The organism is Streptomyces sp. NBC_00727, from assembly GCF_045161745.1.
Lineage (GTDB): Bacteria > Actinomycetota > Actinomycetes > Streptomycetales > Streptomycetaceae > Streptomyces.
The window spans coordinates 1716559-1735374 of sequence record NZ_CP108981.1 but is presented as its reverse complement, the minus strand read 5'-3'; the positions used below and the strand labels follow the sequence as shown (position 1 = coordinate 1735374).

At 71.0% G+C, this 18816-nt stretch carries 20 protein-coding genes; 7 read left to right on the top strand and 13 right to left on the bottom strand.

The annotated features are described in order from the left end of the window. Positions 1 to 45: 45 nt before the first annotated feature. The 3 genes from glnII to OG242_RS07695 form a co-directional block, all read right to left on the bottom strand. Positions 46 to 1080 (bottom strand): glutamine synthetase, encoded by a 1035-nt coding sequence (gene glnII, locus OG242_RS07705; RefSeq protein ID WP_405897427.1) that lies wholly within the window; start codon positions 1078 to 1080, stop codon positions 46 to 48. Positions 1081 to 1210: 130 nt separating this feature from the next. Then, the gene (locus OG242_RS07700) at positions 1211 to 2326 is read right to left on the bottom strand and encodes an ARPP-2 domain-containing protein (protein WP_405897426.1); all 1116 of its coding nucleotides are present in this window, start codon (positions 2324 to 2326) and stop codon (positions 1211 to 1213) included. Further along, entirely contained in the window at positions 2323 to 3783 is a 1461-nt protein-coding gene (locus tag OG242_RS07695) for a hypothetical protein (protein WP_405897425.1), read from the bottom strand. Before OG242_RS07695 ends, OG242_RS07700 begins: the two co-directional genes overlap by 4 nt. 235 nt (positions 3784 to 4018) lie before the next feature. Between OG242_RS07695 and OG242_RS07690 the strand changes: the two genes are divergently transcribed. Then, positions 4019 to 4933: a Gfo/Idh/MocA family protein gene (locus OG242_RS07690; protein ID WP_405897424.1), complete on the top strand. Its 915-nt coding sequence runs from the start codon at positions 4019 to 4021 to the stop codon at positions 4931 to 4933. A 58-nt stretch (positions 4934 to 4991) separates the two neighbouring features. Here OG242_RS07690 and OG242_RS07685 read toward each other — a convergent pair whose 3' ends face one another. Continuing rightward, positions 4992 to 5360 (bottom strand): arsenate reductase family protein, encoded by a 369-nt coding sequence (locus OG242_RS07685; protein WP_383748858.1) that lies wholly within the window; start codon positions 5358 to 5360, stop codon positions 4992 to 4994. Positions 5361 to 5501: 141 nt separating this feature from the next. On the opposite strand from OG242_RS07685, the gene OG242_RS07680 reads away from it, so the two are divergent. Further along, positions 5502 to 5783, top strand: a complete 282-nt coding sequence (locus OG242_RS07680) for a hypothetical protein (RefSeq protein ID WP_093709129.1) — start codon at positions 5502 to 5504, stop codon at positions 5781 to 5783. Positions 5784 to 5826: 43 nt separating this feature from the next. Here the strand turns inward: OG242_RS07680 and OG242_RS07675 are convergent, their stop codons facing one another. Together OG242_RS07675 and OG242_RS07670 are read right to left on the bottom strand one after the other, a co-directional pair. Next, positions 5827 to 6264: a hypothetical protein gene (locus tag OG242_RS07675; protein WP_405897423.1), complete on the bottom strand. Its 438-nt coding sequence runs from the start codon at positions 6262 to 6264 to the stop codon at positions 5827 to 5829. Positions 6265 to 6318: 54 nt separating this feature from the next. Further along, a complete protein-coding gene (locus tag OG242_RS07670; protein WP_405897422.1) occupies positions 6319 to 6702 on the bottom strand; it encodes a VOC family protein in 384 nt (127 codons plus the stop codon). Positions 6703 to 7015: 313 nt separating this feature from the next. Between OG242_RS07670 and OG242_RS07665 the strand changes: the two genes are divergently transcribed. Continuing rightward, the gene (locus tag OG242_RS07665) at positions 7016 to 8524 is read left to right on the top strand and encodes a SulP family inorganic anion transporter (protein ID WP_405897421.1); all 1509 of its coding nucleotides are present in this window, start codon (positions 7016 to 7018) and stop codon (positions 8522 to 8524) included. 202 nt (positions 8525 to 8726) lie between these two features. On the opposite strand, the gene OG242_RS07660 is transcribed toward OG242_RS07665, so the two are convergent. The 4 genes from OG242_RS07660 to OG242_RS07645 all read right to left on the bottom strand — a co-directional run bounded on the left by OG242_RS07660 (position 8727) and on the right by OG242_RS07645 (position 11531). Continuing rightward, the gene (locus OG242_RS07660; RefSeq protein WP_405897420.1) at positions 8727 to 10001 is read right to left on the bottom strand and encodes an MFS transporter; all 1275 of its coding nucleotides are present in this window, start codon (positions 9999 to 10001) and stop codon (positions 8727 to 8729) included. 140 nt (positions 10002 to 10141) lie between these two features. Further along, positions 10142 to 10714: a GNAT family N-acetyltransferase gene (locus tag OG242_RS07655; protein ID WP_405897419.1), complete on the bottom strand. Its 573-nt coding sequence runs from the start codon at positions 10712 to 10714 to the stop codon at positions 10142 to 10144. Further along, on the bottom strand, positions 10711 to 11391 hold the full coding sequence (locus tag OG242_RS07650; protein ID WP_405897418.1) for an asparagine synthase-related protein: 681 nt from the start codon (positions 11389 to 11391) through the stop codon (positions 10711 to 10713). Before OG242_RS07650 ends, OG242_RS07655 begins: the two co-directional genes overlap by 4 nt. Further along, positions 11388 to 11531, bottom strand: coding sequence for a hypothetical protein (locus OG242_RS07645; protein WP_405897417.1), 144 nt, complete (start codon positions 11529 to 11531; stop codon positions 11388 to 11390). The genes OG242_RS07650 and OG242_RS07645 overlap by 4 nt, the downstream gene beginning before the upstream one ends. A 242-nt stretch (positions 11532 to 11773) precedes the next feature. Here OG242_RS07645 and OG242_RS07640 point away from each other — a divergent pair, with 242 nt between their 5' ends. Genes OG242_RS07640 through OG242_RS07630 form a run of 3 tightly spaced genes read left to right on the top strand, consistent with a single transcriptional unit; the run spans position 11774 to position 15454 of the window. Next, on the top strand, positions 11774 to 13015 hold the full coding sequence (locus OG242_RS07640; RefSeq protein WP_405897416.1) for a helix-turn-helix domain-containing protein: 1242 nt from the start codon (positions 11774 to 11776) through the stop codon (positions 13013 to 13015). After that, on the top strand, positions 13006 to 13518 hold the full coding sequence (locus OG242_RS07635; protein ID WP_405897415.1) for a GNAT family N-acetyltransferase: 513 nt from the start codon (positions 13006 to 13008) through the stop codon (positions 13516 to 13518). The genes OG242_RS07640 and OG242_RS07635 overlap by 10 nt, the downstream gene beginning before the upstream one ends. A 43-nt stretch (positions 13519 to 13561) precedes the next feature. Next, positions 13562 to 15454, top strand: a complete 1893-nt coding sequence (locus OG242_RS07630; protein ID WP_405897414.1) for an SMI1/KNR4 family protein — start codon at positions 13562 to 13564, stop codon at positions 15452 to 15454. 84 nt (positions 15455 to 15538) lie between these two features. On the opposite strand, the gene glnA is transcribed toward OG242_RS07630, so the two are convergent. Then, positions 15539 to 16948, bottom strand: a complete 1410-nt coding sequence (glnA, locus tag OG242_RS07625; protein WP_405897413.1) for a type I glutamate--ammonia ligase — start codon at positions 16946 to 16948, stop codon at positions 15539 to 15541. 285 nt (positions 16949 to 17233) lie between these two features. Between glnA and OG242_RS07620 the strand changes: the two genes are divergently transcribed. Continuing rightward, positions 17234 to 17701, top strand: a complete 468-nt coding sequence (locus OG242_RS07620) for an RDD family protein (RefSeq protein ID WP_405897412.1) — start codon at positions 17234 to 17236, stop codon at positions 17699 to 17701. A 70-nt stretch (positions 17702 to 17771) separates the two neighbouring features. On the opposite strand, the gene OG242_RS07615 is transcribed toward OG242_RS07620, so the two are convergent. Both OG242_RS07615 and OG242_RS07610 read right to left on the bottom strand, forming a co-directional pair. Further along, the gene (locus OG242_RS07615; RefSeq protein ID WP_405897411.1) at positions 17772 to 18482 is read right to left on the bottom strand and encodes a DUF4191 domain-containing protein; all 711 of its coding nucleotides are present in this window, start codon (positions 18480 to 18482) and stop codon (positions 17772 to 17774) included. Between the two features lie 10 nt (positions 18483 to 18492). Continuing rightward, entirely contained in the window at positions 18493 to 18708 is a 216-nt protein-coding gene (locus OG242_RS07610) for a hypothetical protein (protein ID WP_405901538.1), read from the bottom strand. Between the last annotated feature and the right edge of the window lie 108 nt (positions 18709 to 18816).

The window sequence follows — 18816 nt, the reverse complement described above, 5'->3', positions numbered from 1 at the left end:
CCCACCGCGACGTGCGGTGGGCGCCTCCCGTGACGTACGGGCGGATCAGACCTGGCCGGCCTTCTCCAGGGCCGAGCAGCAGGTGTCCACGATCAGCCGCGTGACGACGTACGGGTCGACGTTGGCGTTCGGGCGGCGGTCCTCGATGTAGCCCTTGGCGTCCTGCTCGACCTGCCACGGGATGCGCACCGAAGCGCCGCGGTCGGAGACGCCGTAGCTGTACTCGTTCCACGGGGCGGTCTCGTGCAGACCGGTCAGCCGGTCGTCGATGCCCGCGCCGTAGTTCTTGACGTGGTCCATCGGCTTCGAGCCCTCGCCCAGCGACTCGCAGGCCGTGATGATCGCGTCGTAGCCCTCGCGCATCGCCTTCGTGGAGAAGTTGGTGTGCGCGCCCGCGCCGTTCCAGTCGCCCTTGACCGGCTTCGGGTCGAGGGTCGCGGAGACGTTGAAGTCCTCGGCGGTGCGGTAGAGCAGCCAGCGGGCGATCCACAGCTGGTCGGAGACCTCCAGCGGGGACAGCGGGCCCACCTGGAACTCCCACTGGCCGGGCATGACCTCGGCGTTGATGCCCGAGATGCCCAGGCCCGCCTTCAGACAGTTGTCGAGGTGCTTCTCGACGATCTCCCGGCCGAAGATCTCGTCCGAGCCGACACCGCAGTAGTAGCCGCCCTGCGCGGCCGGGAAGCCGCCTTCGGGGAAGCCGAGCGGCCGGTGGCCGTCGAAGAAGGTGTACTCCTGCTCGATGCCGAAGATCGCCTCCTGCCCGGCGAACTGCTCGGCGACCGGACGCAGCAGCGCCCGGGTGTTGGACGCGTGCGGGGTCATGTCGATGTCGAAGACCTCGCACAGGACCAGGATGTCGTCGCCGCCGCGGATCGGGTCCGGGCAGCTGAAGACCGGCTTCAGCACCCGGTCGGAGGCGTGCCCCTCGGCCTGGTTGGTGCTCGAACCGTCGAAGCCCCAGACCGGCAGCTCCGCCACGCCGGACGACGGGCTGCCGGACATGATCTTGGTCTTGGAGCGGAGCTTGGCGGTCGGCTCGGTGCCGTCGATCCAGATGTACTCAGCCTTGAACGTCACGGAAGCCATCCTTTGCGGGTGCTGCGGTCTATGCGCCGAAGCTTCGCAAGCCGCGATTTCCCGACCGTTGCCCTCGTGTGAACCCCGTGTTACCGAGGTTTCCGGCGGTGTTCCCCGGCCGCCCGGCCCCTCAGCGGTGCCGCAGCAGCGCCTCGAAGCCCGCGCTCCTGATCCGCCGCCGCAGCTCCGCCTCGCTGGTCCCCAGCGCCCGCGCGGCGTCCGGGAGCCGCCAGTCCGCGTCGGCCAGGCGGTGCAGGAGGTGGCCGCGCCGGATCTGCGCGTCGGACAGGCAGAACGTCTTCAGGTAGGCCACCCGGCCCTTGTGGTCGGTGATCGTCTCGCCGATGTGCTGCCCGCTGCCGTCGCGTACGAAGGGCGGCAGGAACCGCCACAGCGTGAACGCCCCCATCCGGTACACCTGGTCGAAGCCGTACGAGCCGTCCAGCAGGTCGCGCGCGAACAGCGTCCCGTGCGCCTCGGACCACGCCCGTTCCTGCTCCCGCGCGGCCGCCCGCAGCGCGTCGAGCGTCCGCAGGTGCGGCCCGTCCGCGATGCGCGCCCCGAACTCCGGCACCGGCGCCCCGAACCACGCGTACTGGTGCACCAGTTCCCCGTACAGGTCCTCCACCAGCGTCGGATGCAGAAGCCGGTAGTCGTCGGGGTGCGGGACGACGAAGGCGGCGGCCAGGGCGTCGGCCGCGTACACCATCACCCCGCACTGGCCCGGGTGGATCTCGAACGCCCGCAGCGCGTCGCCCAGCCCGCGTACCGACCACCCCAGGTAGGCGTCCTCGGTGCGCGGCGACAGCCCGTCCCGCAGCGCCTGCCGGGACCACTCCTCCCAGGCGGTCGACGGGCCCCCGAAGTGCAGTGCGAGATAGCCCTCCAGCGCCAGATGCAGCGGCAGGAACCGCAGCCGGTCACCGGGCCGCCGCTTGGCGAGCCGGTGATGACGGTGGCGCGGCAGCCGTACGGTCCGGGCCGGAGCGCCGTCCTCCGCGCCGAACTGCGTCCCGTACGCGGCGCTCTGCGCCCCCTCGCCGGACCAGTCGGCGACGAAACCGTGCGGGACGTACGAGGTGTAGTGGCTGCGCGGACCCAGTTCCACCGCCCCGAGGCCGCCGTACACCTCGCGGTGCAGCCGCAGCCCGTCGACGGGGCTCTCGCGTACGAGCGGCACCAGCCGGATGCCGCCCCACACCTGCGAGGGACGGGCGGTCAGCCCGGTCAGCTCCAGCTTGTTCACCGCACCCCTCCCGTCTCGTCGTCCGTCGTGAACCGGGCGACCTGCCGGTCCAGATACGCGTACAGCTCGGCGGGCCCCGTGCGCCCCTCGGAGAACTGCGCGATCTCCACCAGCGCCGGCAGGTCCTCCGCGTCCCGGATGCCCGCCGTCGGCACGCTCGCCGACAGCCGCCGCACGTCAAAACCGTCCGCGTCGTATACGGGGTTCACATGCACCACCGCCGTCCGCCGGTCCCGGTCGAGCCTCGTCCGCCACACCCGCAACACCTCGCCCGCCAGCCCCGGCGGCGCGTTGTCCCAGCCGTCCGAGACGATGACCAGCCGCTCCGGTCCGTGCTCCAGCGCGTCGATGATCCGGGTGCCCAGCGGCGTCGGCCCCCACGGGCGCACGAGCAGGGGATCGCCGGTGCCGGTCGTCCACAGCGGGGTGTACGCGCCGGGCGCGGCGAGCGCCTCCAGCAGGAAGTGGCAGGCCAGCGCCACGGCGAGCGGACGCCGGCGCTTCTCGCCCGAACCCGAGGAGGAGTAGCTGTCGTCCAGCACGGCGGCCACCCGGCCCCAGCTCCCGGCATGCGGCCCGGCCGCCCGGCGGGCCGCCGCACGCAGGGCACCGGTCAGCTCCGCCCGGCGCCGCACCCGCGCCTCCCGGTCCAGCGACAGGACGTACAGGGCGAGCCGGGTCAGCGGCATCACCGTCAGATCGGCATCCGCCGGCGGCCCGTCCGCACCGGATGCCCGCTGCCCCTGGGTACGCAGCCGCTCCAGCCGGGTCATCCGGGGCGCCATCCGCTCCACGAACGCCTCGCGCTCCATCCCGTGCCGGGCCGCGAAGCCCTCGGCGACGGTGAACGGCAGCTCGCCGACCGCGCCCTGCTCGTAGTGCGCCCGGCGCCAGGCGTCCAGCAGCCGGTGCTCGTAGCGCGGCAGCGTCCCCGGCCGGAACAGGAACGGGCCCAGCTCCCCGTCGAGCGGCAGGTGCGCGTGGCGGACGGCGGTCTTCAGTCTGGCGCGGTACTTCACCGCGTCGTGCGCCGCGTCCGGCCGGGCCGCCAGCCAGTCCCGCGTGATCGCCCGGGTCCGCCGGTTGTTCACCTTCGCCGCGCGCAGCTCCCGGAACAGCCGGTAGACCCGCTGGGGCGGCAGCTTCGCCAGCCGGGCCGCGATCAGCTGCCCCTCGGTGCGCTTCTGCTCGGGCGACGCCTCGCCCGCGTGCTCCAGCAGTCCGCGCACGACGCGTACGGCGTTGTGGTCGTTGATGTCGAGGGCGAGCGAAGCCGCGCACACCCGGCGGTAGTTGACGCGCACGTACTCGTGCAGGAAGTCGAGCGAGAGCCGCTGCCGGTACGCCTCCGAGCGGAATTCGCGCTGTCCGGTCGCGGTGATCGCGGCGTTGACGAAGAGGAGCACGTCCTCGGCGGCGACGAGGTCGGAAAAGGTCTCGGTGGCGGCAGTCGTCATGGTGGGTCCCCCGTGGTGTTCCGTACGGCGGTACGCGCATGCGGAAGCCGGCCGGGGAATGGGGGCGCGAGCAGCGAAATTATTGCTTCAGAGGCAAGTCCCGGAAGTCGCACCGGAGTCCCGCGGCCGGCCCCGCCAACGTATCCGCCCGGGCACGGGAGACGCCACCGCATTGCGGGGCGCGGTGGTGGGCCGGGGACTCGGTCCCGGGCCCACCACCCGGCACACTGGACCCATGACAACACCCGAGACCCCCCTGCGCGTCGGCCTCGCCGGCACCGGACCCTGGGCCCGCAACACCCATGCCCCCGCGCTCGCCGCCCACCCCGGCGTCGTGCTCAGCGGGGTGTGGGGCCGGCGGGCGGAGGCGGCCCAGGAGCTGGCCGGGGAGTACGGCGCCGCCGCGTTCTCCGGTGACGCGGGGCTCGACGAGCTGTTCGCCGTGAGCGACGCCGTCGCCTTCGCGCTGCCGCCGGACGTGCAGGCCCCGCTCGCCGCCCGCGCCGCCGCGGCCGGCTGCCACCTGATCATGGACAAGCCGGTCGCCACCACGGTCGCCGGCGCCCGCGAGGTCGCCGAGGCCGCCGAGCAGGCACGGGTGGCGTCCGTCGTGTTCTGCACGCTCAGGTTCGCCCCGCAGACCGCTGCCTGGATCGCCGAACAGAGCGCGGTGGGCGACTGGTTCACCGCCCGCGCCGACTGGATCGGCGCACTGTGGGCCCCGGGCAGCGACAGCGAGTACGCCGCGTCGCCCTGGCGCCGCGAGCGGGGCGGCCTCTGGGACGTCGGCCCGCACGCCCTCTCGGTCCTGATCCCGGTCCTGGGCGACGTCACCGAACTCACCGCCGCCCGCGGCCCCTCCGACGTCCACCACCTCGTCCTGCGCCACACCTCGGGAGCCTCCAGCACGGTGACGCTCTCCCTGGGCGCCCCGATGGCCGCCGCCGGGGTCGAGGTCGTCCTCCGGGGCGAGCACGGCGTCGCCTCGCTGCCGGGCTGGGACGGCGCGGTCGACGCGTTCGCGGCGGCGGTCGACGCGCTGATCGCCTCGGTGCGCACGGGCGAGGCCCACCCCTGCGACGTACGGTTCGGCCTCCGGCTGACGGAGCTCCTCGCGGAGGCGGAGGCCCGGGCCCGGGCCGGGGAGTAGGGGCCGGAGGCGCGGCGGGGTCAGCCGTCGGACCCCGCCGCGTCCCCCTCGACGCCCCCTAGGACGCCCCGCGCCCCAGCGCGTCCCGTACCGCCTCCTCCGACCGGCCCACGACCGCCGTGCCGTCCTCCGCCGTGATGATCGGCCGCTGGATCAGCTTCGGGTGCCCGGCGAGCGCGGTGATCCACCGCTCGCGCGCATCCGCGTCACGCGGCCAGTCCTTCAGGCCCAGCTCCTTCGCGTCCGCCTCCTGCGTCCGCGTGATGTCCCACGGTTCGAGGCCCAGCCGGTCGAGCACCGCCCGGATCTCGTCCGGCGACGGCACGTCCTCCAGGTAACGGCGGACCGTGTAGTCGGCCCCCTCCGCGTCGAGCAGCTGCACCGCGCTGCGGCACTTGGAACACGCGGGATTGATCCAGATCTCCATGGGGCCAAAGGTACGGGACGGACCTCCCAGGAAGGGCCGAAGGCCCCTCTGGCCAGGGTCGATTGTCAGTGCCGGGCAGTAGAATGGGAGGCAGATCGTGAGGGTTCCGACGAGTTCCGCCACCGTGCCAGGAGGTTGCCCATGGCCGTTGCCGCAGTCACGACCAAGCCGCTCGACAAGCCCCTGCACCAGCCGCTGACCAAGAAGCCGCTCCCCGCCGGCCGCCCGCGTGAGTGGTACGTCTCGCACAACCGCCGGCTGAAGGCGATGCGCCTCGCCATCGCCCTGCTCGACACCGGCGTCTACATCCCGTCCACCGCGAACAACGCCCGGATACGCACCACCGCCGAGCGCCTCGGCATCCACCCGCCGTCCGACACCACCTGCCGCATGGTCCGCGCCCTGATCCGCTACGGCCGCTGACCGACGAAGGGCGGGCCCCGGAATCCTTCCGGGGCCCGCCCTCTCAGTACCCGTCGCAGGTCGCCGTCGCGTACGCACCCGAGGCCGAATCCGTACGCCGTGACCCGCCGTCCACGGTCACCGCGCACGACACATCGCCGCCGCCCCGGCCCACGCTCACCACGAACGAGCCGCCGCTCATGAAGCCCTTGGTGTCCAGCTCCCCGGCCCACGGCAGCGACCGCAGCGCCAGCCGCCCGGTCGACAGCTCCTCACCCCGCCACGTGCTGTACGTGAGCACCACGTCCCGCGCGGTCCCCGTCACCTCGTACCGGATGTGCACCTTCCGCGACCCCTCCGAGCGGAGCACGTCCGACAGCACCGCCATGACCGCCCCCGCGGCGAGCGCCAGCACCACCGCGACCAGCAGCACCACCCACGGCCACATCCGCCGCCGGGGAGGCGGCGGGACCGGATCGCCGGGCGGGACCTGCTCGCTCATCCCCCCAGCTTCGGCGCTCCGGCCCCGCAGCGCGACCCCGCGGCGTCCGTCCGGCTACACGGCCTGGAGGTACGGCCGGGTGATCAGCTCGATGGCATGCCCAGCCGGGTCCTTGAAATAGACGCCCCGCCCGCCGTGCTCGGTGTTGGTCTCACCGGGCCGCTTCATCTGCGGATCGGCCCAGTGCTCGATCCCGCCCCCGACCAGCCGGCCGTGGGCCCGGTCGAACAGCTCGTCGTCGACGAGGAACGCGTAATGCTGCATCTGGATCTCCACCGGCGGCTCCGCGAACTGGAGCAGCACGCCGTCCTCCAGCTGGATGTTGACGAACGGCCCCCAGGACGGAGCCTCGTCCAGCTCCAGCAGCTCCCGGAAGAACCGCGCGGACGCGTGACGGTCCACGGCGGCGATGATGGTGTGGTTGAACGAAACGGGCACGGTTGACGACCTCATGATCTCTTCGGCTCGGCACAGTGGGAAAACGCACGCTGTACGAGCCGGAGGGAGGTCCTCGCGCGGGGTGAGCGGGTCGCCCGACGGGGCGCTCCCGGCGGGGGCTCAGCCCACCACCGGGTAGCCGTTCCGTGCATGGCGTATCGCCGGTCCGGTGTTCACGGTCACGACCCTATGGGCGCCGGGCGGGTGTGTACAGTTGTTTGGCGCCCGAGGACGCGCGCGTACGCGTGTGCAGGTTCCACGCCCGGCCACCGCGGACCCCGGTGGACGCCCCCCGACTGACAGGTGCGCCTTCTTGTCCTCCTCCACCACGCCCGCCTCCCCGCTCCGGCTGCGCGCCCTCAAGCCCGACTGGATCGCCGACCCCAAGGTGTGGCGCACCGAGGTCCTCGCCGGACTCGTCGTCGCGCTGGCCCTGATCCCCGAGGCGATCTCGTTCTCGATCATCGCCGGGGTGGACCCCGCGATCGGGCTCTTCGCCTCCTTCACGATGGCCGTCACGATCTCCATCGTCGGCGGCCGCCGCGCGATGATCTCCGCCGCCACGGGCGCCGTCGCCCTGGTGATCGCCCCGCTCAACCGCGAACACGGCTTCGGCTACCTGATCGCCGCCGTGATCCTGGCCGGCCTCTTCCAGATCGTGCTGGGAGCCCTCGGCGTCGCCAAGCTGATGCGGTTCGTGCCGCGCTCCGTGATGACCGGCTTCGTCAACGCCCTGGCGATCCTGATCTTCATGGCCCAGGTGCCCGAGATGCACGACGTGCCGTGGGAGGTCTACCCGCTGATCGCGGGCGGCCTGCTCCTGATGGTGTTCTTCCCGAAGGTCACCCGGGTGATCCCGGCGCCCCTGGTCTCCATCGTCGTCCTCACCACGATCACCCTGGCGGCCGGCCTCGCGGTCCCGAGCGTGGGCGACAAGGGCGAGCTGCCCTCCTCGCTCCCGGTGCCCGGCCTGCCCGACGTGCCGTTCACCCTGGACACCCTGACCACCGTCGCCCCCTACGCCCTGGCGATGGCCCTGGTCGGCCTCATGGAGTCCCTCATGACCGCCCAGCTGGTCGACGACATCACGGACACCCGCTCCAACAAGACCCGCGAGTCCGTCGGCCAGGGCGTCGCCAACATCGTCACCGGCTTCTTCGGCGGCATGGGCGGCTGCGCCATGATCGGCCAGACGATGATCAACGTCCGCGTCTCCGGGGCCCGCACCCGCCTGTCCACGTTCCTCGCCGGCTCCTTCCTCATGGTGCTCTGCATCGTCTTCGGCCCGGTCGTCTCCGACATCCCGATGGCGGCGCTGGTCGCCGTGATGGTGATGGTCTCCTTCGCCACGTTCGACTGGCACTCCATCGCCCCGAAGACCCTGCGCCGCATGCCGGTCGGCGAGACGGCGGTCATGGTCATCACCGTGGCCATCGTCGTCGCCACGTCCAACCTGGCGATCGGCGTCGTCGTCGGCTCGGTCACCGCCATGGTGATCTTCGCCCGCCGCGTCGCCCACCTCGCCGACGTCACCGCGGTCGTCGACCCGGACGGCGGCCAGGTCGTCTACGCCGTCACCGGCGAGCTCTTCTTCGCCTCCTCCAACGACCTGGTCACCCGCTTCGCGTACGCCACCGACCCGGACAAGGTCGTCATCGACCTCTCGGCCACCCACATCTGGGACGCCTCGTCGGTCGCGGCCCTGGACGCCATCGAGACGAAGTACGCCCAACGCGGCAAGACCGTCGAGATCGTGGGCCTCAACCAGCCGAGCGCGGCCCTGCACACCACGCTGAGCGGCGAGCTCACGGGCGGGCACTGAGCCAGGGCCTTTCGTTTGGATCATGCCGGGCTCGCGGGCTCCGGCACCGCACCTCGCGGCGTTGTCGTCAATCACCAACGCTCCTTCCCCAAGTTCTCGGCTCCGCTCGAACAGGGGAGACCCCATCTGATTCAATCCTCCGCCTTGCGATGCACGGCACCGGAGCCCGCTCCCTGATCCGGCCTGATCCAAACGAAAGGCCCTAGTCGGCGCTCTCCCCGGCCATGTGCCTGAAGGCGAGCACCAGGCTCGGGAGGGCGACGGCGGCCGATATGAGGAAGATCGCCTGCGGGTTCCACCACAGCACGATCACCGAGGCCGCCACGAACCCGCAGACGCTGATGAAGTTGTCGATCATCGTGTCGATGCCCTCGACCCGGCCGAGATACGCGGCCGGAATCCTGCTCATGTACAGGGACGTCACCGACACGTTGTACGGGGCGTTGGCGAGGGCGCTGACGGCGACCCCCACCCCCAGCACGTAGATGTTCGGCGCCACACCCATGACCACCTGCGCCACGCACAGCCCAAGCATCGACACCGCCATGAGCCGCCCCAGGAACGGCTGCTTCGCCAGCGCGGTGGCCAGCACCGCCGCGATCACCGCGACCGCGCCGTTCAGCGAGTAGATGTACCCGAGAGCCGAGGCGTCCAGCGCGAAGGTGCGCGCGACGACGAAGATCAGCCCGTAACTCGTGCAGGCGGTCAGGAACGCGATCCCGTACGACGCGAGCAGCAGCGCACGGATGTCCCTGCTCCGCCGGATGAACCTGACGCCGTCGGTGAAGTCCGCCCAGTGACCGCCGCTCTTCTCCTCCCCGCCCTCGCCCGGTCCGGCGTCCACCGGCAGGGGCCCGGACGACCCGGGCGCCTTCAGTACCCGGCGCAGGCTCCGGAGGATCACGGCGGACACGACGAACGACGCGCTGTCGACGACGAAGGCGAGGCTCGCGGAGCCGGTCGCCAGGGTGATCGCCGCGAGGGACGGCCCGACGATCTGCACGACCCACTGCCCGGTCTCCATGAACCCGTTGGCACGCGGCAGCCGCTCCGCGCTCACCAGCCGCGGCAGCAGCGAGAACGACGAACTGTTGAAGAAGACGCCGACGCCGTTGCCCACCGCGATCAGGACGAGCGCGGGGACCGTACGCGAATCGAGCGCACACCACGCGAGCCCGAGGCCCACCCCCGTACGGACCAGATCGGAAACGATGAGCACGTTGTACTTGTCGTACCGGTCCGCGATGACCCCCGAGAGGCCACCGAGCAGCATCCCGGGCAGATTCGCCAGCAGCACCACGAGCAGCCGGGCGCCGGTCGAGCCCGAAGTGGCGTTGAAGATCCACACATTGACGGCGAGAAGCCGGAAGGCGTCGCCCATGGCGGACACGAGGAACGACGTGTAGAAGAGCCCGAAGGCCGCCCGGCTCTCCCCCTTCCCGGCACGATCCACGCCGAGTCCGGCTTGTACGGTCATCGAGTCCCCGCCCCCAGGCGACAGCCGGCATCCTGACGCCGCACAGCATGTCCATGCCGGGAACCCGCCGCAATCGAATTAGGCGGCGCCCCTCCGCGAGCCAGGCGGCGTCCCTCCGTGAGCCGACCCGGGCCCCTTGGTCAGCCACGATCCAGAAGCGCCCGCACCGCCGAGGGCCCGGTGAAGTCCCGCGCCAGAGCATCCATCAGCACCTCGTCGCAGACCTCGCCGAGCCAGTATCCGGCCTCGCGCAGCCTTCCCGCATGCTGGAACCCGGCACGCTCGTACGCCTTGATCCCGTACGCGTTCGGTGCCAGAACCTTGAGCCACACCATGCGCAGGTTGGCCACGTGGAACGCGTAGTCGAGTGTCAGGCGAGCCGCTTCGGCGCCGAGACCGCGTCCACGTGCCTCGCGGGCCAGCATGACGACGAACTCGGCGGTACGCACGGACTCGTCGGGCAGCAGAGTGGTGACGCCGACCGGGACGGGCTCGGTCCCGGCCAGGTCGTAGACGGTGAAGCGGGTGTTCGCCCCCCGGAGCTGGTGCTGCATCCCTTCGGCGCGGGCTTCCAGGGACTCGGGGGCCTGGCGGCCGTAGCCGATCATCAGGGTGGGGTCCTGCTCCCACTCCCAGTACGTCTCGACCAGATCCGCGCGGTAGGGACCCAGGCCGCACGCCTTGGTGGTCAGCCACAGAGTCGGCTCAGTCACGGGTGTCTCCGATCGTCAGGACGGGCGTGTAGAGAAGTGTGGAGGGCGGTTCGGCCGCGAGGGCTCCGTCGCCAGTCTGGACCCACGCGTGCAGGCGCACGGGGTCCGGCGCGACGCCGTGGCACCAGATCGCCGAGCGGGAGGAGTTGGTGGCGGAGCCTGCCGCGGGAGGCCGCAACGGTGAGCCGGGCGTAGCGGAGGTCGGCGCCGTCGAGGACGCCTCGGGGGTGGATGGTGACGGCGTTGACCGGGTCCGCCCCGATGCGGGAGGCGAGAACGGCGACCGTGGTGGAATCGAGGCCGCCGGAAAGGTCGCTGGACAGCGCGGGGTCGGTGTCGGCGCGCAGACGTACGGCGGCAGTGAGGGCGTTACGCAAGCGCAGGTGCGGCGGCGGTCCGTCAAGGGGATCGGGGCACCACGTGGTGCTGCACGTGTAGCGGTCTCCGGTGGCCGGGAGCTCGATGCGGCTGCCGGGTGGGAGTTGCTCCACTCCGGAGAAATACGTACGGCCGGAAGCCAATGCGGGCACGGATGGGGCGAGGAACGCGCACGCCAGACGCTTGGTGTCGATGCGAGTGCCCACCAGGGCGGCAAGGTGGCGCGCCGATGTCGCCTGCCGGTGCAGCCAGGGATGGTCGTCCTCATGGAAGAACGAGCCGAGGCCGACAGCGGTCATTGCGTGGCCTCCTCATCGAACGGGTCGTTGTCCTCGAACCGGGCGAGGAACGCCGCGAATCCTTCGCGGGCACGAGCTGTCAGGTCGGAGCTCGGGACGCCGTACTCCGGCTGCTCGTAGGCGGGGAGGGGCGTGGTCATCGCGCACTCCTGCGGGTGAGTGTTGGCGCAGCGGGCCGTACCACGGACAGGGCGTGGCCGCTGCTTCGGGGGAACCGCCCGGAGCGTTCTTCAACCTCCGGGGCGTGGGACCAGTCAACGACCGTCGGACGGCTGTGAACAGGAAAGGTCGCCGTCGAGACGCCCACAGCCAACCGGAAAACTTTGCGTCCGCATTACCCGGCGGCTGGTTCGGACGTACCGACCCGGCTACGTTCTGCAGCATGGGAGCGAACGTCATCCTGCAAGGCCGGATGGACGAACTCGGTCTGACGCAGGACGAATTAGCACGTCGGATGAACATCGCGCTCGACGAGCTCGGAGGGAGGCCGGGTGATGTGTCCGCGCGGACGGTGCGCAACCTTCTCAACGGCAGTACCCGCAGACCGATCGGCCGCACGTGCGCCGCGCTCGAAGCGGTATTCGGCTGCCCTGTCGCGGATCTGGGATTCGCCCCACCACGTACCGTTGTACAAGCGGAGGACCCAGTGCACCGCCGTACCTTCCTTGTCGCAGCGACCGGAACCGTCGCGGCCGTTGCCACCTCGCCACGCCTCACTCGGCTGGGACAGCGCGACGCCGACCGGTTTCGCTCGGAGTACACCGAGCTGCTGCGCGATGACTCGCGACTCGGCGGGGCGCGGAGGGTCGAGAACAGAGCCATCGAGCTCACGGCGCGCATCCAGTCGTCGCTCGCCGGCGGGGGCGCCTCGGACCGCGTGCAGCGCCAGATGTACCGGCTCGCCTCCGACACCATGTGTCTGGCGGCCTTCGCAGCCATCGACGCAAGCGCTCCACGGCGTGCCCGCTCTCACCTCGACAAGGCCCTCCCTCTCGCAGGTTTGGCACGTGAGGGGGAGGCCATGTACCGCGTTTGGGATCACTTGATGCTCACCTCCAGCCAGCGCGAGAACCATGCCGAGGCGGCGGCCGGCGCCGAGGTCATGAAGCGGTCCTCGGCCGCCCGGCGCGACCCGTTGTACGCGTCGCTGGGACACATGCGGCACGCGAACGCTTTGGCGAGGTTGCATCAGCCCACCGAATCGCTGCGGGCCATGAGCTTCGTGGAGAAGGCGTTCGGACGCGCCGAGGACGTACGGCCCTCCACGTGGATCTCGTTCTACGACCGGGCCGAATACAACGCCCTGGCGTCGTACGTCTGGACCGCACTGGGGGAGCACGAGCGGGCCGAGTCCTGCCTCCACCGCACTCTTGCGGCGATCCCCGACGACATGGTCCGGAACAAGGCCCTCTATACGGCGCACCTGTCGCTTTCCCAGGCGAGGCAGGGAGAGGTGGAGCTTGCCGCCGGAACAGGACGCCGCGCGTACGAGATGTTGCTGCCGGCGTCCGGGTCGCTGCGCACGACGAGGACGCTCGCCGTCACTCGCCAAGTCATCGAGGCCACGGGCACGAAGGCGTCCGAGGCCGTGAGCTGGATCGAGGAGTCGGGCCGATGGATCTGAAAACGCACACGCACGCCGACGCCCCGCACGTGCGCTCCTTGCTCCTGGACATACACGACGAGGTCTACGCGGACGAGCCCGACCCGTTCCACTCGCGCGAGCGGTTCTCGTACTACGTCGACCTGTGGTCCGGGCGCGAGAACTGGCTGTGCGTCTCGGGCTGGGAGGGCGGCGGACCCATCGGGTACGCGTACGGTTCGCGGTTCAAGCCGGGCGGTTGGTGGAAGGGAGCGGACCGGCCCAGGGACGTGCGCGGCCGGATCTTCGCCCTGTCCGAGCTGATGGTGGTACCCCAGTGGCAGGGGACCGGCCGGGCGCGGCAGATCCACGACGCCCTGATCCAATCGGTCGAGGTCGACTTCGTGACACTCCTGGTCGACTCCACCCACCCGAGGGTGCAAGCCCTGTACGAGAAGTGGGGCTACGAGAAACGGGACGAGGCCAAGCCTTCGAACGACTCCCCGCTGTACGCGGTCATGGTCAGGACACTGCGAAAGAGCTAGCACGAGCGCTGTCGTTGTCGGTGCCGGATGACACCATCCGGCCATGAGCAGAGGATCTTTTGACTGGCGCGAATTCCTGGGGCGTTGGCAGGACGAGTGGATTCCGGCCGAGGACGACGAGGAGGCGGGCGAAGAGGGGCCGCGCCCGCTCGGCGTACCGGGGGCGGCCGAGGCCGTGATCGTCGCCGCCGAGGCCCGCCTCGGACAGCGGCTGCCGTCCTCGTACCGGGCGTTCCTGGCCGCGAGCAACGGATGGCAGGTGGACCAGACCGCAGGGATCTACCGGCTCGGCGGCGCCGAGGACATCGAGTGGTTCGGGGACCCCTTCGGCATGACCCCGATGTACGAGGAGAGCCTCGGCGGGAATCCGCGCCCCGAAGAGGTCCTGATGGCCGGGATGTGGACCCGCGCGCTGCGCCTGGAGACCGACTCCGACATGTCGTACGCCCTCCTCGACCCGGGCGACACCGACGAGGACGGCGAGTGGGCCCTGTACGTCTACAAGGGCTGGGGCGGTGAGTACCCGGAGCGCTACGCCTCGTTCCGCGCGTTCATGGAGGACATGTACCGGCACTTCCACGGCGACCGCGCCGCACAGCCCGGCTTCGTGAACGCGACCACGCGCGCCCAGGACGCCGGTGTCGAGGAGGCCAGGCGGCTGGCCCTGCGCGGACGGTACGAGGAGGCCGTGCCGCTGCTGGAGGACGCGCAGTCCTTCGGCCGGCCGCACAGCCGTGTGCTGCTCCAGCAGATCCGGCAGTTCCTCGCCCCGAGCGGCCACCAGGACTACGGCATGCTGGTCGGCGACCCCCGCTACCTGTCCGAGTTCCTGCCCGTGCAGGCCCTGGAGCCCGGCCGCGGTACGGGGTGGCGGCCGGGCGGGGACGACCACTGGCTCGGGATGATCGCCGCGCGGGGCGTTCCCCGCGAGACGGCCGAGGCCCTCCTCGGTGCCGTCCGGGACGGCACCCACCGCTACGCACCCGACGGCGCCTGGGGCCGGGCCGTCGCCCGCGCCCGGGACGAGGCCCGCTGGGGTGCGACGGACGCCGCCTGGCGCACGCTGCGCGCCGGCCTTCCGGAGTGGGAGACCACCGGCCCCTCGCTGATCGCCCCGGTCGGCCTGGTCGCCGACCCGTACCTCGGCCCGCTGCTCACCCCGGAGCGCGGCGCCGAACTCCTCGCCACTCCCCGCTCCGGCGAGCGCGGCCCCGCCCCCGCCCCCGTGCCGGACCTCGACCCGCCCGGCCTCCTCTGGCTCACCGAACCCGACACCTACCAGCCGTCCTTCTCCGGCTACCGCTGCGTCTGGGTGGAGGACGTGTCCCCGGACCGCCTGCCCGCACTCATCGGCGCGGAGGGCGCCACTCTCGGCGCCCCCATGAACGTCCGCATGACCGCGTACCACCGACGCGACCGACAGGGTCTCGACGACGCCGAGCCGTGGGAAAGCCGGGCCACGGTCAGCGTCGGCCGCACCGCCGGGGCCTGGGCCTTCGCCTTCGACGGCGAGTCCCACCTGCCGGGCGACCGCCTCGCTCCGCCCTCCGTGGCCGCCTCCGCCACCGGCCGGGCGGTCGTGGTCTGGAACGAGCCCCGGCGCGAGGACCCCGATCCCGCCCACTCCGCCTTCCACCTCTCCGTCGCCGAACAGGGTCGCGAGCTCTACGCGTTCACGGTCCGGGGCGCAGAAATCCAGCGCTTCGGAGCGATACCCGAGGCCCTGGACCCCGACCGGCTCATCCGCCCCGAGGACACCCCCCTCGCCAACGAACGCCGCCTCCTGACCGCCCTCCACACCGAACTGAACCTCTCCCTGCCCCGCTTCGCCCTCTCCCGCGGCGCCCTCCACAGCTTCCCCACCCGCTCCTGGACCCGCGCCCCGCGCCCGGGGGAGAGCTACGCGTACCTGAGCATCCGCCGGCACCGCCCCTGAGCCACCGGACCCGCACGGAAACGGGCCGGGCCCGCCCTCCGTGAGGAGGAGCGGGCCCGGCCCGGCGTGTGCGCGACCCGCGATTTACAGGTCGAAATAAAGCTCGAACTCGTGCGGGTGCGGGCGCAGCTGGATCGGGGCGATCTCGTGCGTGCGCTTGTAGTCGATCCACGTCTCGATCAGGTCGGACGTGAAGACGCCGCCGGCCTGGAGGTACTCGTTGTCGGCCTCAAGGGCGTCCAGGACGGCCGGGAGGGACGTCGGGACCTGCTGGACGTTGGCGTGCTCCTCGGGAGCCAGCTCGTACAGGTCCTTGTCGATCGGCTCGGCGGGCTCGATCTTGTTCTTGATGCCGTCCAGGCCGGCCATCAGGAGGGCCGAGAACGCCAGGTACGGGTTGGACGACGGGTCCGGGGCGCGGAACTCGACGCGCTTGGCCTTCGGGTTGGAGCCCGTGATCGGGATGCGCATCGCGGCAGAGCGGTTGCGCTGCGAGTACACCATGTTGACCGGCGCCTCGAAGCCCGGCACCAGGCGGTGGTAGGAGTTCACCGTCGGGTTGGTGAAGGCCAGCAGCGACGGGGCGTGCTTCAGGATGCCGCCGATGTAGTAGCGCGCCATGTCCGACAGGCCCGCGTAGCCCTGCTCGTCGTAGAACAGCGGGTCGCCGCCGGCCCACAGGGACTGGTGGACGTGCATGCCCGAGCCGTTGTCGCCGAAGATCGGCTTCGGCATGAAGGTCGCGGTCTTGCCGTTGCGCCAGGCGACGTTCTTCACGATGTACTTGAAGAGCATCAGGTCGTCGGCCGCGGCGAGCAGCGTGTTGAACTTGTAGTTGATCTCGGCCTGGCCGCCGGTGCCGACCTCGTGGTGCTGGCGCTCGATCTCCAGGCCGCTCTTCTGGAGCTCCAGGGACATCTCGGCGCGCAGGTCCGCGTGGTGGTCGACCGGGGAGACCGGGAAGTAGCCGCCCTTGTAGCGGACCTTGTAGCCGCGGTTGTTCTCGACCGCACCGGTGTTCCAGGCGGCGGCCTCGGAGTCGATGTGGTAGAAGCTCTCGTTCGCCGACGTCTGGAAGCGGACGTTGTCGAAGACGTAGAACTCGGCCTCGGGACCGAAGTAGGCGGTGTCGGCGATGCCGGTGGAGGCGAGGTACGCCTCGGCCTTCTTGGCCACGTTCCGCGGGTCACGGCTGTACTGCTCGCCCGTGATCGGGTCGTGGATGAAGAAGTTGATGTTGACGGTCTTGTCGCGGCGGAAGGGGTCGACACGGGCGGTCGACAGGTCCGCGCGCAGCGCCATGTCGGACTCGTGGATGGCCTGGAAGCCGCGGATCGACGAGCCGTCGAAGGCAAGCTCGTCCGCCGGGTTGAAGGTCGCCGCCGGCACGGTGACGTGCTGCATCACACCGGGCAGGTCACAGAACCGGACATCGATGAACTTGACGTCGTTGTCGGCGATGAACTTCTTCGCGTCGTCGGCGTTCTGGAACATCCAACTCCTCCTACTCCCGGCCCGGGAGGGACGGGGTTGCAGCTCGTTGTGTGACCAGTGCGGTGGCACACGCTGGACCCGACCATAGGCAGACCGGATTTCTCAAGCATGACCCATTTGTTTCGCCGAAGTTAACCGGCGCGGGTGCGACAGGCGGTCGTACGGGCCCCGGAACGGCTTCGTACCGGGATCCGGCGGGTTTCCGGGGCGTCTCAACCAGATGTCCGAGGAGTGGGACGACACCCACCGGGGAAGGCGCACGGCCCGGCGCAGTACCGTGGTCGGGTGGACAACAGGCAAGCAATCGGATCGTGGCTCTCCGGGCCGCGCGCGGCCGCCGAGGAGATGGGCGCCGACTTCGGCTACCGGGGCAAGCGGCTCGGCCTCCCCGAGCAGGGTCCGGGCGCCATCGCCCCGCTCGGCCGGCGCTTCGGGGCCCTCTTCATCGACTGGGCCCTGTGCATGCTGATCGCATACGGGCTGTTCGCTCGCGGTGACCAGCAGGCGTCCGGCAACTGGGCGCTCGGCATCTTCCTCGTGATGAGCGTCCTCACCGTCGGCACCATCGGCTGCACCCCCGGCAAGCGCCTCATGGGCATCCGCGTCGTCGCCGAGGACGGCGGCCGCCTCGGCCTCGTACGCGTCCTCATCCGCAGCGTGCTCCTCTGCCTGGCCATCCCCGCCCTGGTCTGGGACCGCGACGGCCGCGGCCTCCACGACCGCCTGGCCCGCGCGGTCCAGATCCGTATCTGAGACGCAAGAAGGGCGGGCTGTGAACCTCGTGGTTCACAGCCCGCCCTCTTCGTTCTCCGGACGCGTCCGGTCAGCGCATCTTGCCGCCGCGTGGCATGCGCATGCCCTTCGGCATGGGCCCCTTCGGCAAGGGCATGTTGCTCATCAGGTCCCCCATCGCGCGGAGGCGGTCGTTGGCGGCCGTCACCTGGGGGCCGGTCAGGACGCGGGGGAGCTTCAGCATCTTGGTGCGGACCTTCTTCAGGGGCACCTGGCCCTCGCCGTTGCCGACGATGATGTCGTGGACGGGGACGTCCACCACGATGCGGGCCATCTTCTTCTTCTCGGACGCGAGCAGGCTCTTCACCCGGTTCGGGTTGCCCTCGGCGACCAGCACGATGCCCGCCTTGCCGACGGCGCGGTGCACGACGTCCTGGCTGCGGTTCATCGCGACCGCCGGGGTCGTCGTCCAGCCGCGGCCCACACGGTCCAGCACGGCCGCCGCGGCGCCCGGCTGGCCCTCCATCTGCCCGAAGGCGGCGCGCTCGGCGCGGCGTCCGAAGACGATCGCCATCGCGAGGAGGGCGAGCACGAAGCCCAGGATGCCCAGGTAGATCGGGTGATCGATCAGGAAACCGATCGCGAGGATGACACCGAAGGTGACGATTCCCACACCCGCGACCACAAGACCGATCTTGGAGTCGGTCCGCTTGGTCATCTTGTAGGTCAGAGCGATCTGCTTGAGCCGCCCCGCGTTCTCGGCGCTGTCCGCGCCTTCAGTGGTGTTTGCCTTCCTCGCCATGCAATGAAGTTTACGTGGCCCGGGAACGGCGGGCAGCCACGGCCTCCCGTTCCGGCACGTAGCCGGACTCGACCCGGTCCTCGGCCCGGCGGCGGTCCTCCAGGACGGCCGTCCAGGCGTTGCGCCGGGCGGTGCGCTGGCCGCCGCCGAGCAGCAGCGACTCGACGGCGCGGAGGGCAACGGTGACGGTCGGGATGACGGTGGCGCGTACCGGCGCGGCCTGCATCGTGGAAGTCCCCTCGGAAACGATGTGCGTGTGCTGCGCGGACTGGAGACGGGGCGCAGGGGAGGCGGCGGTCTGAGTCACCGCGTCACCGCACTGCGCGTTCATCCA